This window comes from Rhizobium sp. A37_96, from assembly GCF_053521765.1.
Map to the genome: position 1 here is coordinate 301,545 of NZ_JBNWDS010000004.1, position 14,198 is coordinate 315,742.

Sequence of the window (14,198 nt, forward strand, 5' to 3'; positions counted from 1 at the left end):
AGTCGATACTGATGGTATTCACTGCATAAAGCCGGACCTTTGCATAGGCAGTTTGTCGCGCGGTCGTCCCTTCCTCACCTGCGAGGAGAAGCTAGGGTAAGGGCCAGTCCACCGACACCGATGAAACAAGCGCGCCTGAAGCGACGCCTATCCAACCCTCTCCACCGCAATCGCCGTCGCCTCGCCGCCGCCGATGCAGAGTGCTGCGACACCGCGCCTGGCGCCTTGACGTTCGAGCGCATGCAGCAGCGTCACGATCAGGCGCGCGCCCGTGGCGCCGATGGGGTGGCCGAGGGCGCAGGCGCCGCCGTTGACGTTGAGTCGATCGCGCTCGATGCCGAGATCCTTTGCCGCCGCCATGGCGACGACGGCGAAGGCCTCGTTGATCTCGAACAGATCGACATCGCCGACCTTCCATCCCGTCTTGTCGAGCACCTTGCGGATCGCCGGGATCGGCGCCGTCGTGTACCAGGCCGGCTCTTGGCTGTGCGTGGCATGGGCCTTGATCTCGGCGAGAATGGGCAAACCCTCGCGCTCGGCGATCGAACGGCGCGTCAGGATCAGGGCTGCCGCACCGTCGGCATTGGCGGAAGCGCTGGCGGCCGTGATGGTGCCGTCCTTGCGGAACGCGGGTTTCAGTGTCGGGATCTTTTCCGGCGACACCTTCTGCGGATGCTCGTCCCTGGCAACGGTGACCGGACCGCCCTTGGCCATCACCGAAACCGGCGTGATCTCCGCCTCGAAAGCGCCCGTTTCCAGCGCCTTGCGGGCACGCGACAGGGTCTCGACCGCATAGGCATCCTGATCGGCGCGGCTGAACTGATAGGCCTCGACCGCCATCTCGCCGAAATCGCCCATGGAGCGGCCCTTTTCATAGGCATCCTCCAGCCCGTCGAGCATCATATGGTCGAAGATGCGGTCGTGGCCCATGCGATAGCCGCCGCGTGCCTTGGCGAGCAGATAGGGCGCATTCGACATCGACTCCATGCCGCCGGCGACCGCGATGGAGGCCGATCCGGCAAGAATGAGGTCATGCGCCAGCATGGTCGCCTTCATGCCGGAGCCGCAGACCTTGTTGATGGTGGTGGCGCCGACCGCATCCGGCAGGCCGGCCCCGCGCGCAGCCTGCCGTGCCGGCGCCTGTCCCTGCCCCGCAGGCAGGACGCAGCCGAACAGAACCTCGTCCACCCTCTCTGCCGAAAGGCCGGCGCGCTCCAGCGCGGCGCGGATGACATGGGCACCAAGCTCGGGCGCCTGCAGCGAAGCGAGCTCTCCCTGGAAACGGCCAAGCGGCGTGCGCGTGGCGGACACAATCACGACAGGATCGATAGCGGGCATGACAACTCCTCACGGTCAGCGAACGGCATCTTTGAACGCTATTGCTACCACGTTAGATGATGTCCGTCATCTAAATATCGCAAAAGATGAACTCAAGGCCGCAGACGGATGCGATTGCCCTCCCGGCATATACGCCTTAAGGATATCCGCAAAAATTGAAAGGATATTCCATGCCGCTTTACATCAAGGACGACGCCATCGATCGGCTGGCCCGGCGCTATCAGGCCCTGACCAAAGCTCCCACCAAGACCGAGGCGGTGCGACTGGCCTTGCAGAAGGCACTGGATGAAGAACTGACGAAACCGGCCCTTGCCGATGTCGCCGTCGCCTTCTGCCGTAATCTCAAGCAGAAAGCCACTGCCAAGGGCGAGAATGCCGGCACGACGGGAGACGTTTGATGTTTATCGACGCTTCGGTGCTGTCGGCAATGATGACCGACGAAGAGGAGGCGCGCGCCTTCGCCATCCGCATGCAGCCGGCAACGGCGCGAATGACGTCGCCGCTTGCGGTTGTGAATGCCGCAATCCTGGTGTCCGCCATTTTGGGATTATCGCCGACCGAGGCCGGCGAAGCTGTCCGCACGTTTCTGCAGCTCATGAACATTCAGCAGCTTGCCGTGCCGCCCCGCGCCGCCGCACTGGCGACCGAGGCTTACGAACACTACGGCCAAGACAGCCATTCGGCACGCCTCAGCCTTGACGATTGCATGACCTATGCCTGCGCTCGCTATTACCGCCAGCCGCTATTGTCGAAAAGCGACCGGTTCAAGCAGACCGATATCGAACTGGCCTAGGCCGCCCCGAGTGGGCGAAGCCGGCTCGATACCATCCAGCCGTTACGGGCAAAGCGAGGCCGAGCCTGCGGAGAACGTGTTCGAACGTGCACCGACGGAGTTGGGGGCAGCGGCGCATTGCAGCCGGGAAATCGAGTCACCGGCGCGGATCGGGCCGGTCACCGACGGGTCGGTATTGATCGTGCCGTCCGGAAGAATTGCATCCTTCGAATGATCGACATTGCCGACATCGGCCTGGAACGCCTCGACATTGACGCGCTTGGGATGATGCTTGTGCACCTGCTCCGCCATGGCGGCGCTGGACATGCCGACAACGAGAGCGGAGATAGCGAGGGTTCTAAGCAGCATGGGACTGCCTCCTATGGGAGTTGTTGCGAAATTCATATGGGAACTGGCAAGCCATTTTTACAGCGGCTTGCGTCTCAATATCGTTAAGAGTTTGAAGGTTTTGATCAGGTCTTCACTTTGTGGCGGGACACCTCTGCGCCGGCATCGTGCGGCAGGCTGATAAAACGCAATGCGGAGATGCCACCGATAAGGCCAACGACGAGGAAAGCCCAGCGAAAATCGACAAGCGAGAGCGTTTCACCCCCATGAAACGTACGTGAAAGATTAAGCACCGCGGCCGCCACGGCAACGCCGAGCAACAGCGACACCTGCTGCAGCATGCTCGATAATGTCGAAGCGGAACTGCGCTGTGCGGCATGGATATCGGCAAAGCCGAGCGTATTCAGCGCCGTGAAGTTCATCGATCGCGAAAGGCCGGCAATGAATAGCAGGCAATATATCAGCAAATCCGGCGTGGAAGGCGATAGAAACGCACATGCGGCAATGCTGGCCGACGAGATCAGGCCATTGACGACGAGCACGTCGCGGAAGCCGAAGGCTCTCAGCATCTGCGTCGTGATCGCCTTCATGCCGAGATTGCCGGCGAAATAGAAGAGCAGATAGGTGCCGGCGTTGATCGCCGTGCGGCCGAAACCGACCTGGAAGAGCAGCGGAATGAGGAAGGGCGTGGCATTGATCGCGACGCGGCTTGCCGTGCCGGCCGAAAGCGTCGACATGGCGAAGGTCTGCACCTTGAAAGCGGAGAGATCGAGCAAGGGCGCATCGACCTTCATGAAATGCCTGGTCGCGACAACCGAGAAAACCACGCCCGCGGCAACGAGCCCGATGCTGGGCGCCAGTCCGGTAGTGCCCTGAACCACGAATTCCAGACCGGCGAGCAGAAACGTCAGCCCGGCAGCCGATTGCAGGAAACCGATGAAATCCAGCCGCGCGACCTTCTCCTCCCGCTGGTCCGGCACGAAGCGCAGGACGAGACCGAGACCGATGATGCCGATCGGGATGTTGATCAGGAAGTTCCAGTGCCAGCTGAAATAGGTGGTGATGAAGCTGCCGAGCACCGGGCCGATGACGGGAGCGGTCAGCGCCGGCCAGGTGATCATCGACATGGCGTGTACGAGATCGGATTTACGCGCGTTTTTCAGCACGATGATGCGCCCCACCGGCGTCATCAGCGCACTGCCGACGCCCTGGACGGCGCGGGCGATGATGAATTCGGTGAGATTGCCCGACAAACCGCAAAACAGCGATGCCACGGTGAAGATGGTGATCGACGCGAGAAACACCCGCCTTGCGCCGTAGCGATCGCCCGCCCAGCCGGCAAGCGGCACGAAAGCCGCCATGGTCAGCAGGTAGACCGTGATGCCGATGCTCATCGAGACCGGCTCGACACCAAACGTTTTCGCCATCTGCGGCAACGACGTGGTGACGATGGTGCCGTCGAGAATCTGCATGAAGAAGGAGACGGCGACGACGAGGGCGATGATGCGGGACTGCCGGCCGAAACTTGCTTCGGAAGGCTGATCTGTGGTCCTGGCAACGGTCATGGCATGAAATTTCAGAGAAGGGCGTTAAAGGGGCCGGTACTCCGGCAACAATCATACCATCATTGAATACGCCCATCGCGGCGGCTTGCAAAGCCGCAAAGCCACGTCGGCGCCATCAAAATCGGCATAACATAGGAAATCGCGATCTCTTTCGCGCTTGCATCCACCGCACGGCCTGGCGGCCCCGTCGTGCCCGAATCAATCGTCCGAGTAGCGCTGCTCCCGCCAGGGGTCGCCATACATATGATAGCCGTTCTTCTCCCAGAAGCCGGCCCTGTCGGCGCCGATGAGCTCGATGCGGCTCAGCCACTTGGCGCTCTTCCAGAAATAGAGATGCGGCACGACCAGGCGCATCGGGCCGCCATGCTCGCCGGCCAGCGGCTTGCCCTCCCAGGCGGTGGCGAGGATCGCGTCCTCGGCCGCGAAATCCGAAAGCGGCAGGTTGGTGGTATAGCCGTCATAGCTGGTCAGCAGCACATGATGCGCCTCGGCCGTCGGCATGGCGAGATCAAGGAGATCACGCGTCGAAACCCCTTCCCAGCGATTGTCGTAGCGCGACCAGGTCGTCACGCAATGGATGTCGCTGACACGGGTGCTTTGCTCGATTGCCTGAAAAGCAGCCCAATCGAGGCTGAGCCGCTTTTCCACGAAGCCAAATACATCGAGCCGCCAGCTCGACAGTGAGACATGCGGCTGCTCCCCGAGATCAAGCACCGGCCAGTTTTTCACGAGATGCTGCCCCGGCGGCAGCCGCTCGGTCTCGGGCCGGCTGATGCGCCCGGTCAGAAACTTGCCCTCCGCCGCCCAACGGCGCTTGGACGTGGTGAGCTTGCTATCGGCGGGGATCTCATCGTCGCTCATGGAAGCATCCTCTGACACTGCCGCCAATGGAGCTGCACAGAGGCTCGAGTGTCAAGACAATCAATTCAACCCAATTCCAACAAGCTCAAATCAACGCCGGTCTGTTCGACCGGCGCTATTCAGACATCTACAACATAGCGATGGCCTTCTATCGCGCGCATCGCTTCGGCTGGTTATCCCCGCCTAGCGTAGACGATTGGCCTGAATATCGATCTGAAACAGCTCCGCTTTTCCGGAGACGCTTGTTTCCTGTCCGCCTGCGTCCAGAAGAAGGCAATCCAGTGCCGAAAGCGAAAGCTTGGCGATTTCAGCGTGACCACGATGACAAAGGATAAGGGTCACGCCTCGCCGGGAAGCAAGACTGACAGTTCCGTCAACGGAAACGCGCCGCACGGAATGCGTGAAGCGGCCTCGCCGCGTCATGACGTTGAGATCGGTGATCGTCCCGTCGATCAAATTGGCCGACGTCGGGGCATCGGCCGCAAAGGGAAGCGGCGCGCTTGCCTGTGTCAGGCGCTCGGGCACGCGGCCTTCGATGAAGAGGGTCATGCCCTCTCCCTCCAGAATGGATAGTGTACGATCGATGCCCGGAAAGACCGAGAACGGTCCGTCCGAGGCAACGGTCGCCATGCTGACGCGCCAGTCGAATTCGGCAAGCCCGGCACCGTCGGGCGAAACGGCGATCTCCACCGTTTCCCCGCCACCGTTTTTCCAGGGCATGCGCTTGTGGTCATTGGCGCGTAGCAGCTTCATCTTAGTTCCCCAGGATAGCCGGCAGGCGCAGGCCCTGCTGCTTTGCCCAGTCGAGGGCGATGTCGTAGCCGGCATCGGCATGGCGCATGACGCCGGTTGCCGGGTCGTTCCAGAGAACGCGCTCCAGACGGCGGGCTGCATCATCCGTGCCGTCGGCGCAGATGACCATGCCCGAGTGCTGGCTGAAGCCCATGCCGACGCCGCCGCCGTGGTGCAGCGATACCCAGGTCGCGCCCGAGGCGGTGTTGAGCAGCGCGTTCAAGAGCGGCCAGTCGGAAACGGCATCCGAGCCGTCCTTCATGGCTTCGGTTTCGCGGTTCGGCGAAGCGACCGAGCCGGAGTCGAGATGGTCGCGGCCGATGACGACGGGCGCCTTCAGCTCGCCATTCCTGACCATTTCGTTGAAGGCCAGGCCAAGGCGGTGACGATCGCCGAGACCGACCCAGCAAATGCGCGCCGGCAGGCCCTGGAAGGCGATGCGCTCACGCGCCATGTCCAGCCAGTTGTGCAGGTGGGTGTTGCCGGGGGTGAGTTCCTTCACCTTGGCGTCGGTCTTGTAGATATCCTCCGGATCGCCCGAGAGAGCAGCCCAGCGGAAGGGGCCGATGCCGCGGCAGAAGAGAGGACGGATGTAAGCCGGCACGAAGCCCGGGAAAGCGAAGGCGTTTTCAAAGCCTTCGTCCTTGGCGACCTGGCGGATGTTGTTGCCGTAGTCGAGCGTCGGAACGCCGGCGTTCCAGAAGTCGACCATGGCTTCGACATGCACCTTCATCGAGGCGCGGGCGGCAGCTTCGACGGCCTTCGGATCGCTCTCGCGCTTGGCCCTGTGTTCGGCAACTGTCCAGCCGGCCGGCAGGTAGCCGTTCAGCGGGTCGTGGGCGGAGGTCTGGTCGGTGACGATATCGGGGCGCGGGCCGCCGGCCTTCATGCGCTTCACGAGTTCCGGGAAGATTTCCGCGGCATTGCCGAGCAGGCCGACAGACTTCGCTTCGCCGGCCTTCGTCCACTTGTCGATCAGGGCAAGCGCTTCGTCGAGCGTCTTTGCCTTTTCATCGACGTAGCGGGTGCGCAGGCGGAAATCGATGCGGGTTTCGTCGCTCTCGACGGCGAGGCAGCAGGCGCCGGCCATGACGGCTGCCAGCGGCTGTGCGCCGCCCATGCCGCCGAGGCCGCCGGTCAGGATCCACTTGCCCTTGAGGTTGCCGTCATAATGCTGGCGGCCGGCTTCCACGAAGGTTTCGTAGGTGCCCTGCACGATGCCCTGCGTGCCGATATAGATCCACGAGCCGGCCGTCATCTGGCCGTACATGGCAAGGCCCTTCTTATCCAGCTCGTTGAAGTGATCCCAGGTGGCCCAGTGCGGCACGAGGTTCGAGTTGGCGATGAGCACGCGCGGCGCATCCTTGTGGGTGCGGAACACGGCGACCGGCTTGCCCGACTGCACGAGCAGCGTCTCGTCTTCGTTGAGCGTCTTCAGCGTCGCGGCGATACGGTCGAAATCGTCCCAGGTGCGGGCGGCGCGGCCGATACCGCCGTAAACGACCAGCTCGTTCGGGTTTTCGGCGACGTCCGGATCGAGGTTGTTCATCAGCATGCGTAGCGGCGCTTCGGTCAACCAGCTCTTGGCGTTGAGTTCCGGGCCGCGGGGTGCGCGGATTTCGCGAATGTTATGGCGTGGGTTGGTCATGTCACATCTCCAAAGAGGGCAGGATGTCGGTTGAAATCGAGGCATTGAGTGCGCCGGAAGCGATCAGCTCGCCGGCGGCTTTCAGGTCGTTTGCCATGTAGCGGTCTTCGTCCAGCGAAGGCACGGCCGCACGGATCGCGGATATGGCGAGCGTCAATTCCGGGCTGGTCGTCAGCGGCGCGCGCAGCTCGACACCCTGGGCAGCCGTCAGCGCCTCGATGCCGATGATGTTGAAGAGGTTTTCGGTCATGCCGAGCAGGCGGCGCGCACCATGGCAGGCCATGGATACGTGGTCCTCCTGATTGGCCGAGGTCGGTGTCGAGTCGACCGAGGCCGGGTGTGACATCTGCTTGTTTTCGGACATCAGCGCAGCCGAGGTCACTTCGGCGATCATCAGGCCGGAATTCAGGCCCGGCTTCTTGGCGAGGAAGGCCGGCAGGCCGTAGCTCAGCGCGGGATCGACGAGCAGCGCGATACGGCGCTGGGCGATTGCGCCGATTTCGCAGACTGCGATGGCGATCTGGTCGGCGGCGAAGGCCACCGGTTCGGCGTGGAAATTACCGCCGGAGACGACGGAATTGTCCGAGAGCACCAGCGGGTTGTCGGTAACGGCGTTGGCTTCGATTTCGAGCGTGCGTCCGACCGAACGCAGGAGGTCGAGGCAGGCGCCGTCCACCTGCGGCTGGCAGCGGATGCAATAGGGATCCTGCACGCGCTCGTCGCCTTCGATATGGCTTTCACGGATCACGGAACCGGCAAGCAGGCCGCGCAGGGCCGATGCGGTATCGATCTGGCCCTGATGGCCGCGCAGCGTGTGAATGTCGGGATGGAACGGTGCCGAAGACCCCATGGCCGCATCCGTCGACATGGCGCCGGTGATAAGGGCTGCCTGAGCGGCGCGATGGGCGCGGAAGAGGCCGGCCAGCGCAAGCCCGGTCGAAACCTGCGTGCCGTTGATCAGCGCCAGTCCTTCCTTGGCGGCAAGCACGACCGGCTTCAGGCCGGCCTTTTCGAGCGCTGCCGCGCCGGAGAGCCGCTCGCCGGCATAGAATGCCTCGCCGTGACCCATCATGACGGCGGTCATGTGCGCCAGCGGCGCCAGATCGCCGGACGCGCCGACCGAGCCTTTTTCGGGGATGACCGGCACGACACCCTTTTCAAGCATGGCCTCGATCAGCCGCACCAGCTCCAGCCGCACGCCGGAAGCGCCGCGGCCGAGCGAAACCAGCTTCAGCGACATGATCAGGCGCACGACATTCTCGGGCAGCGGCTGGCCGACGCCACAGCAATGCGAAAGGATCAGATTGCGTTGAAGGGTGGCGACATCGGCTGCGTCGATCTTGATGGATGCCAGTTTGCCGAAGCCGGTGTTGATGCCGTAGACCGGCGCATTTCCCGCCGCGATTTCGGCGATGCGGGCAGCCGCCTTGGCAATGCCGGCATCGAAGGAAGCATCGAGCCTAGCCGGCTCGCCGGCCCAGTAGATCTCTGCCAACTGCTGCAGCGAAACGGAACCTGGATGGAGAACGATGGTCATCGGTAGAACCTTTTTCCCTTGAAGACATGGGCATGGAGGGGATTGAAGCCGAAGCGGTAGACAAGCTCCGCAAGGCTTTCGACATCCCATATGGCAAAATCAGCCGACTTTCCGGCCTCGAGCGTGCCCGTCTCGGACAGGAGCCCGAGGGCACGCGCGCCTTCGCGCGTCGCGCCGGCGATGCACTCTTCCACGGTCAGGCCGAAGAGCGTCGCAGCCATGTTCATGGTCAGCAGCATCGAAGTCAGCGGCGACGTACCGGGATTGCAATCGGTCGCGACCGCGATCGGCACGCCCGCCTTGCGCAGCGCCTCGACCGGCGGCTTCTGCTTTTCGTGGATGGCATAGAAGGCGCCGGGCAAGAGAACGGCGACGGTGCCGGATGCCGCCATGGCGTTCACGCCATCCTCGTCCAGATATTCGAGATGGTCGGCGGAAAGCGCGCCATAGGAGGCGGCAAGCTTGGCACCGCCGAGATTGGTGAGCTGCTCCGCATGCAGCTTCACCGGAATGCCGAGCGACTTGGCGAGATCGAAGACGCGGGCAATTTCCGCCGTCGAAAAGGCGATCCCCTCGCAGAAACCGTCGACCGCATCGACAAGCCCTTCCGCGTGCGCCTGTTTCAGGCCTAGCAGCACCACATCGTTTATATAGTCGCCGTTGCGGCCCTTGTAGTCCGCCGGCGTCGCATGCGCGCCGAGATAGGACGTGACGACGCGAACGGGGCGGATCTCGGCCAGCTTGCGGGCGGCCCGCAGCATCTTGAGTTCGGATTCGACGCTCAGGCCGTAGCCCGACTTCACCTCGACCGTCGTGACGCCTTCGGAAAGCAGCGTGTCGAGGCGCGGCAGCGCGACGGCAACGAGCTCATCCACCGACAGCGCGCGCGTCGCGTTCACGGAGGAGACGATGCCGCCGCCGGCGCGGGCGATCTCTTCATAGCTCGCGCCTTCCAGCCGCATTTCGAATTCACGAGCGCGATTGCCGCCATATATGATATGTGTATGGCAATCCACGAGGCCGGGTGTAACCCAGCGCCCCTCGAGATCGATGCTTTCGGCACCGGCAACGTCGGGAAGGTCGGCTTCATTGCCGGCAAAGACGATGCGGCCTTCCCGGGTCAGGATTGCGCCCTTCTCGATCGTGCCGAGCCGGACCTCGCCCTTTTTCAGGGTCGCGAGACGCGCATTGCGCCACACACGGCTGGTAGCCGCGTTTTCCTTGCTATCTTCAGAAAAATTGTTCCCACGCATCAGCTTTACGCCTTTCCTCTCTCGCTCATAATGTATATACATATTCGAAAGGCTGACAAGAGGGATTTTGGACTCTGCGTCCGAAAGAAAAGGGTGAGACCATGACGACACTTCATGCACGCACGGCATTGCTTGGCGACGGATGGCACGAAAATGTGCGATTGACCCTCGAAGGCGGCCGCATCGCCGCCATCGCGACAGGTGTCGCGCCCGAAGGCAGCGACGACAGGCAGGATGTTCTTGTCCCCGCGGTGCCGAACCTGCACAGCCATGCCTTCCAGCACGCCATGGCCGGCCTTGCCGAAGTCCGCGGCCCGGCCAACGACAGCTTCTGGAGCTGGCGCACCGTCATGTACAAGTTCGCCCTGTCGATGACCCCCGATCATGTCGAGGCCGTCGCCGCGCAGCTCTATATGGAGATGCTGGAGGCTGGCTTCTCCCGCGTCGGCGAATTCCACTACCTGCACCACGACAAGGATGGCAGCCCTTACGCCAACATCGCCGAGCTGGCCGAGCGCATCGGCGCCGCCAGCGCCGAAACCGGCATTGCGCTGACGCTGCTGCCCGTCTTCTATGCCCATTCCGGCTTCGGGGGTGCCGCCCCCATCGAAGGCCAGCGGCGCTTCATCAACTCGATCGAAAGCTTCGAGGCGCTGATGGCCGGCTGCCGCACGGTGACGAACCGCCTGCCGGGCGCCGAGCTCGGCATTGCGCCGCACAGCCTGCGCGCCGTCACGCCCGAGGAGCTGGCAAAGCTCGTGCCCATCGCCGGCGACGGACCGATCCATATCCACGTTGCCGAGCAGGTGAAGGAAGTCGAGGACTGCATCGCGTGGTCCGGCGCCCGGCCGGTGCAATGGCTGCTCGATCACGCCCCGGTCGATAGCCGCTGGTGCCTGATCCACGCCACGCACATGACCGAGGATGAAACCCGGCGCATGGCGAGGAGCGGCGCGATTGCCGGCCTCTGCCCGATCACCGAAGCCAATCTCGGCGATGGCGTCTTCCCCGCCCCGCTCTTCCTGGAGGAAGGCGGCCGTTACGGCGTCGGCTCCGATTCCAACATCCTGATTTCGGTCCCGCAGGAGCTGCGGCAACTCGAATATTCGCAGCGTCTGGCGCTGCGCGCCCGCAACGTCATCGCCGCCCCTGGCGGGTCGACGGCGCGCATGCTGTTCGACGGCGCCCTGGTGGGCGGCGGCATCGCCCTGAAAGCTCCGGCAGGGCTCGCCGTCGGCAACTATGCCGACATCGTTTCGCTCGATATCAGCGCGGCACCCTACCTTGCCGGCGATCGCATTCTCGATCATTGGACCTTTGCCGGCGGCGTCACGGTCGACGGCGTCTGGACGCTGGGCCAAAAGCAGGTCGCTGGCGGTCGTCATCAGAAGAGAGAGGCGATTTCCGCGCGCTTCCGCAAGGCAATGGCCGAACTCATCGGTTAAAAAGCGCTTTCCCTCCCATCGATTGCCCCCTAAATAACTTGCGGGAAATCCCATGTCTTACACGGAACAGACGGGCGGCATGACGACAGGCAAAGAGGCGACTCTGCATCAGCGTATCCTCAGCGATATCGAGGGCCAGATCGTCTCCGGCGCCTGGCCGCCGGGGCATCGCATTCCGTTCGAAATAGACCTGGCGGAACAATATGACTGCTCGCGCATGACGGTGAACAAGGTGTTGACCCAGCTTGCACGGGCCGGCCTCATCGAGCGGCGCAAGCGCTCGGGCAGTTTCGTCACCCATCCGCAGGCGCAATCCGCCGTGCTGGAGATCCACGACATCAAGTCGGAGGTCCTGTCGCTCAATCTGCCCTATTCGCACAAGCTGACGAAGCTTGTGAAGCGGAACGGACGGGCCGAGGACGCGCGCAGGCTGCAATATGTCGGCTCGCTTCCGGTGCTGGAGATCACCTGCATTCACTATGCGGGCCCCCGCCCCTTCTGCGTGGAGGATCGCGTCATCAATCTCGATGCCGTGCCGGAGGCCGCGGATGCCGATTTCGCGACATTGCCGCCGGGACCCTGGCTCATCAACCAGGTCCCGTGGAGCACCGCCGAACATCAGATTCGCGCCATCGCCGCAGAAAGCGATGCCGCCGCGAACCTGGATGTCCAGAAGGGCACCGCCTGCCTCGTGGTCGAACGACGCACCTGGAGCGCCGCCGGCCCGATAACCCATGTCCGCCTCACCTATCCGGGCGATCGCCATAGCCTGGTGGCGCGCTTTACGCCATCAAGCTGAAACATGCCGTCGCTATGGCCGCTGCTGAACAGGCTCGGTCTGCATCGGGATAAGGCTGTCGGATTGGCGAAGCGGGTGGTTTGGATTGACGAGCAGAATACTGAGCGCAATCAGAACCAGCGTCAGAATCAACAGGATTCCGATCAATAACGGACGAATCGCGGTCATGTCGTTCTCCAATCTCCCCAGCCCAGCGCAATGCGCGATAGGGAATTCGAGATAACCAGCGCAGTCTACTGGTAAACGTTAAGCAATGCTTGACGTTCCATGAAATAGCCGGCTTTTCCAAGAATTTCTGGCCTCGCTGCTCTCGGCGGCCGTCTCACGCTTGTTTGAATGGCGAAGAAGGGAAGCCGCGCATAGGATCGCGGCGCGGATGGCTTCAGGCCCGGCACGCGGCCTGCCATCCATCAGTTCCAAGCTTCGTATCCAAGGCGACCGGCACATCGCGCGGCCGACATTCAAGGGAGACACTGCCCATGCATCGCAAACGTCTGATCGCGGGTGCGCTGACGCTCACCATAGCCATGCTCGCCGCCTCGCAAAGCACTTACGCCGCCGAGCGCGTCAAAGTGCGCGGCACCGTGGAAAGCCTCGATGGCGACACGCTCAAGGTCAAGTCCCGCGACGGCAAGGACGTGACGGTCGCGCTGAAATCCGGCTGGAACGTCGGCGGCGTCGTCCAGGCGGCCGTCGGCGACATCAAGCCCGGCGATTTCGTCGGCATCGCTTCGCAGCCGACCGACAGCGGCATCAACGGCGCCATCGAAGTGGTCATTTTCCCCGTTTCGATGAAGGGAACGGGCGAAGGCGACCGTCCCTGGGATTCCGCGCCGAACGGTTCGATGACCAACGCCACGGTCGCCAACGCCGTGACCTCGGTCAACGGCCCGACCTTGACGCTCACCTACAAGGGTGGCCAGCGCAAGATCAACATTCCGAAGGGCACGCCCGTCGTGACGCTGACGTCGGCGACGAAAGCCGATCTGAAGCCCGGCGCCGGCGTCTTCATCACCGGAGAACGAAATAGCGATTCCACCGTTTCCGCCGACCGCGTCGCTGTCGGCCTCAACGGAACCATGCCGCCGATGTGATCGTCGAGCAGGCCGCTGACGGCTTGGCAGCCTTGAATTCCATCGCCGGGAGTAATACCTTCGCTTAGAGAGTTATTACCGAGGAACGGATGAGCACGACCATAACGGCAAAAGGACAGGTTACCATTCCCAAGGCCGTTCGCGACATGCTTGGGATCGGACCTGGAAGCCAGGTCGATTTTCGCCGGTTGCCCGATGGCAATATCGCCGTCGTCCCGGTGGATGCGCAGAAGCAGACCAGCCGATTCGCCAAATTCCGTGGTCATGCCGGAAAAGGAATGACCACGGATGAAATCATGGCGTTGACGCGCGGCGACGACTGACGTGATTTTCGTCGATTCCAACATATTGCTGGATATCATTACGAATGATCCTGTGTGGTACGACTGGTCGCTCGCGCAACTCGACGCCGCAAGTCTTCTCGGCCCTTTGTGTATCAATGACGTCGTCTATGCGGAAATTTCCGCGCGCTATGACAGGATCGAAGATCTCGACGACATGCTTGCCGAGACCGGGCTCAGCGTAACGCCGATTCCGCGCGCGGCGCTTTTCCTTGCTGCCAAGGTTTTCGCTCAATACAGGAAATCGGGCGGGACACGCAGTGGCGTCCTGCCCGATTTCTTCATTGGTGCCCATGCGGCCATCAACGGCCTGCCTCTCCTGACGCGCGATACGAGACGCTTCCGGACCTATTTCAGGTCTGTCACGCTCATCAGCCCACAGGAGAGCTGAGAGAGGACGGAGCA

16 protein-coding genes are annotated in these 14,198 nt (G+C 62.7%); 7 read left to right on the forward strand and 9 right to left on the reverse strand.

Annotation, left to right across the window (positions count from 1 at the left end):
- Window positions 1–147: 147 nt before the first annotated feature.
- On the reverse strand, window positions 148–1,338 hold the full coding sequence (locus ACQZ6J_RS15190; RefSeq protein ID WP_449084657.1) for an acetyl-CoA C-acyltransferase: 1,191 nt from the start codon (window positions 1,336–1,338) through the stop codon (window positions 148–150).
- A 170-nt stretch (window positions 1,339–1,508) separates the two neighbouring features.
- Between ACQZ6J_RS15190 and ACQZ6J_RS15195 the strand changes: the two genes are divergently transcribed.
- A complete protein-coding gene (locus ACQZ6J_RS15195) occupies window positions 1,509–1,736 on the forward strand; it encodes a type II toxin-antitoxin system VapB family antitoxin (protein WP_163987171.1) in 228 nt (75 codons plus the stop codon).
- Window positions 1,736–2,131: a type II toxin-antitoxin system VapC family toxin gene (locus tag ACQZ6J_RS15200; RefSeq protein WP_449084658.1), complete on the forward strand. Its 396-nt coding sequence runs from the start codon at window positions 1,736–1,738 to the stop codon at window positions 2,129–2,131. Before ACQZ6J_RS15195 ends, ACQZ6J_RS15200 begins: the two co-directional genes overlap by 1 nt.
- A 42-nt stretch (window positions 2,132–2,173) precedes the next feature.
- Here ACQZ6J_RS15200 and ACQZ6J_RS15205 read toward each other — a convergent pair whose 3' ends face one another.
- The 7 genes from ACQZ6J_RS15205 to hutI all read right to left on the reverse strand — a co-directional run bounded on the left by ACQZ6J_RS15205 (window position 2,174) and on the right by hutI (window position 10,114).
- Window positions 2,174–2,479 carry a hypothetical protein gene (locus ACQZ6J_RS15205; protein ID WP_163987173.1) on the reverse strand — a complete coding sequence of 102 codons (306 nt, stop codon included), beginning with the start codon at window positions 2,477–2,479 and terminating at the stop codon, window positions 2,174–2,176.
- 104 nt (window positions 2,480–2,583) lie between these two features.
- A complete protein-coding gene (locus tag ACQZ6J_RS15210; RefSeq protein ID WP_449084659.1) occupies window positions 2,584–4,023 on the reverse strand; it encodes an MFS transporter in 1,440 nt (479 codons plus the stop codon).
- A gap of 198 nt (window positions 4,024–4,221) precedes the next feature.
- Entirely contained in the window at window positions 4,222–4,884 is a 663-nt protein-coding gene (locus tag ACQZ6J_RS15215) for a sulfite oxidase-like oxidoreductase (protein WP_449084660.1), read from the reverse strand.
- A gap of 183 nt (window positions 4,885–5,067) precedes the next feature.
- Entirely contained in the window at window positions 5,068–5,637 is a 570-nt protein-coding gene (locus ACQZ6J_RS15220; protein WP_449084661.1) for a HutD/Ves family protein, read from the reverse strand.
- Window position 5,638: 1 nt separating this feature from the next.
- Window positions 5,639–7,324, reverse strand: a complete 1,686-nt coding sequence (hutU, locus tag ACQZ6J_RS15225; protein ID WP_113359079.1) for a urocanate hydratase — start codon at window positions 7,322–7,324, stop codon at window positions 5,639–5,641.
- Window position 7,325: 1 nt separating this feature from the next.
- Window positions 7,326–8,861 carry a histidine ammonia-lyase gene (gene hutH / locus ACQZ6J_RS15230; RefSeq protein WP_449084662.1) on the reverse strand — a complete coding sequence of 512 codons (1,536 nt, stop codon included), beginning with the start codon at window positions 8,859–8,861 and terminating at the stop codon, window positions 7,326–7,328.
- Window positions 8,858–10,114: an imidazolonepropionase gene (gene hutI, locus ACQZ6J_RS15235; protein WP_449084663.1), complete on the reverse strand. Its 1,257-nt coding sequence runs from the start codon at window positions 10,112–10,114 to the stop codon at window positions 8,858–8,860. The genes hutH and hutI overlap by 4 nt, the downstream gene beginning before the upstream one ends.
- 101 nt (window positions 10,115–10,215) lie before the next feature.
- Here hutI and ACQZ6J_RS15240 point away from each other — a divergent pair, with 101 nt between their 5' ends.
- Window positions 10,216–11,559 carry a formimidoylglutamate deiminase gene (locus ACQZ6J_RS15240; protein WP_449084664.1) on the forward strand — a complete coding sequence of 448 codons (1,344 nt, stop codon included), beginning with the start codon at window positions 10,216–10,218 and terminating at the stop codon, window positions 11,557–11,559.
- A 79-nt stretch (window positions 11,560–11,638) separates the two neighbouring features.
- Window positions 11,639–12,358, forward strand: coding sequence for a histidine utilization repressor (hutC, locus tag ACQZ6J_RS15245; RefSeq protein WP_449084714.1), 720 nt, complete (start codon window positions 11,639–11,641; stop codon window positions 12,356–12,358).
- Between the two features lie 12 nt (window positions 12,359–12,370).
- Here hutC and ACQZ6J_RS15250 read toward each other — a convergent pair whose 3' ends face one another.
- On the reverse strand, window positions 12,371–12,526 hold the full coding sequence (locus tag ACQZ6J_RS15250; RefSeq protein WP_204326573.1) for a hypothetical protein: 156 nt from the start codon (window positions 12,524–12,526) through the stop codon (window positions 12,371–12,373).
- Between the two features lie 311 nt (window positions 12,527–12,837).
- Here ACQZ6J_RS15250 and ACQZ6J_RS15255 point away from each other — a divergent pair, with 311 nt between their 5' ends.
- The 3 genes from ACQZ6J_RS15255 (at window position 12,838) to ACQZ6J_RS15265 (ending at window position 14,184) form a co-directional block, all read left to right on the forward strand.
- Window positions 12,838–13,452, forward strand: coding sequence for a single stranded DNA-binding domain-containing protein (locus tag ACQZ6J_RS15255; protein ID WP_163987181.1), 615 nt, complete (start codon window positions 12,838–12,840; stop codon window positions 13,450–13,452).
- 89 nt (window positions 13,453–13,541) lie between these two features.
- Entirely contained in the window at window positions 13,542–13,775 is a 234-nt protein-coding gene (locus ACQZ6J_RS15260; RefSeq protein ID WP_449084665.1) for an AbrB/MazE/SpoVT family DNA-binding domain-containing protein, read from the forward strand.
- Between the two features lies 1 nt (window position 13,776).
- Window positions 13,777–14,184 carry a PIN domain-containing protein gene (locus ACQZ6J_RS15265; protein WP_163987369.1) on the forward strand — a complete coding sequence of 136 codons (408 nt, stop codon included), beginning with the start codon at window positions 13,777–13,779 and terminating at the stop codon, window positions 14,182–14,184.
- Window positions 14,185–14,198 lie beyond the last annotated feature (14 nt).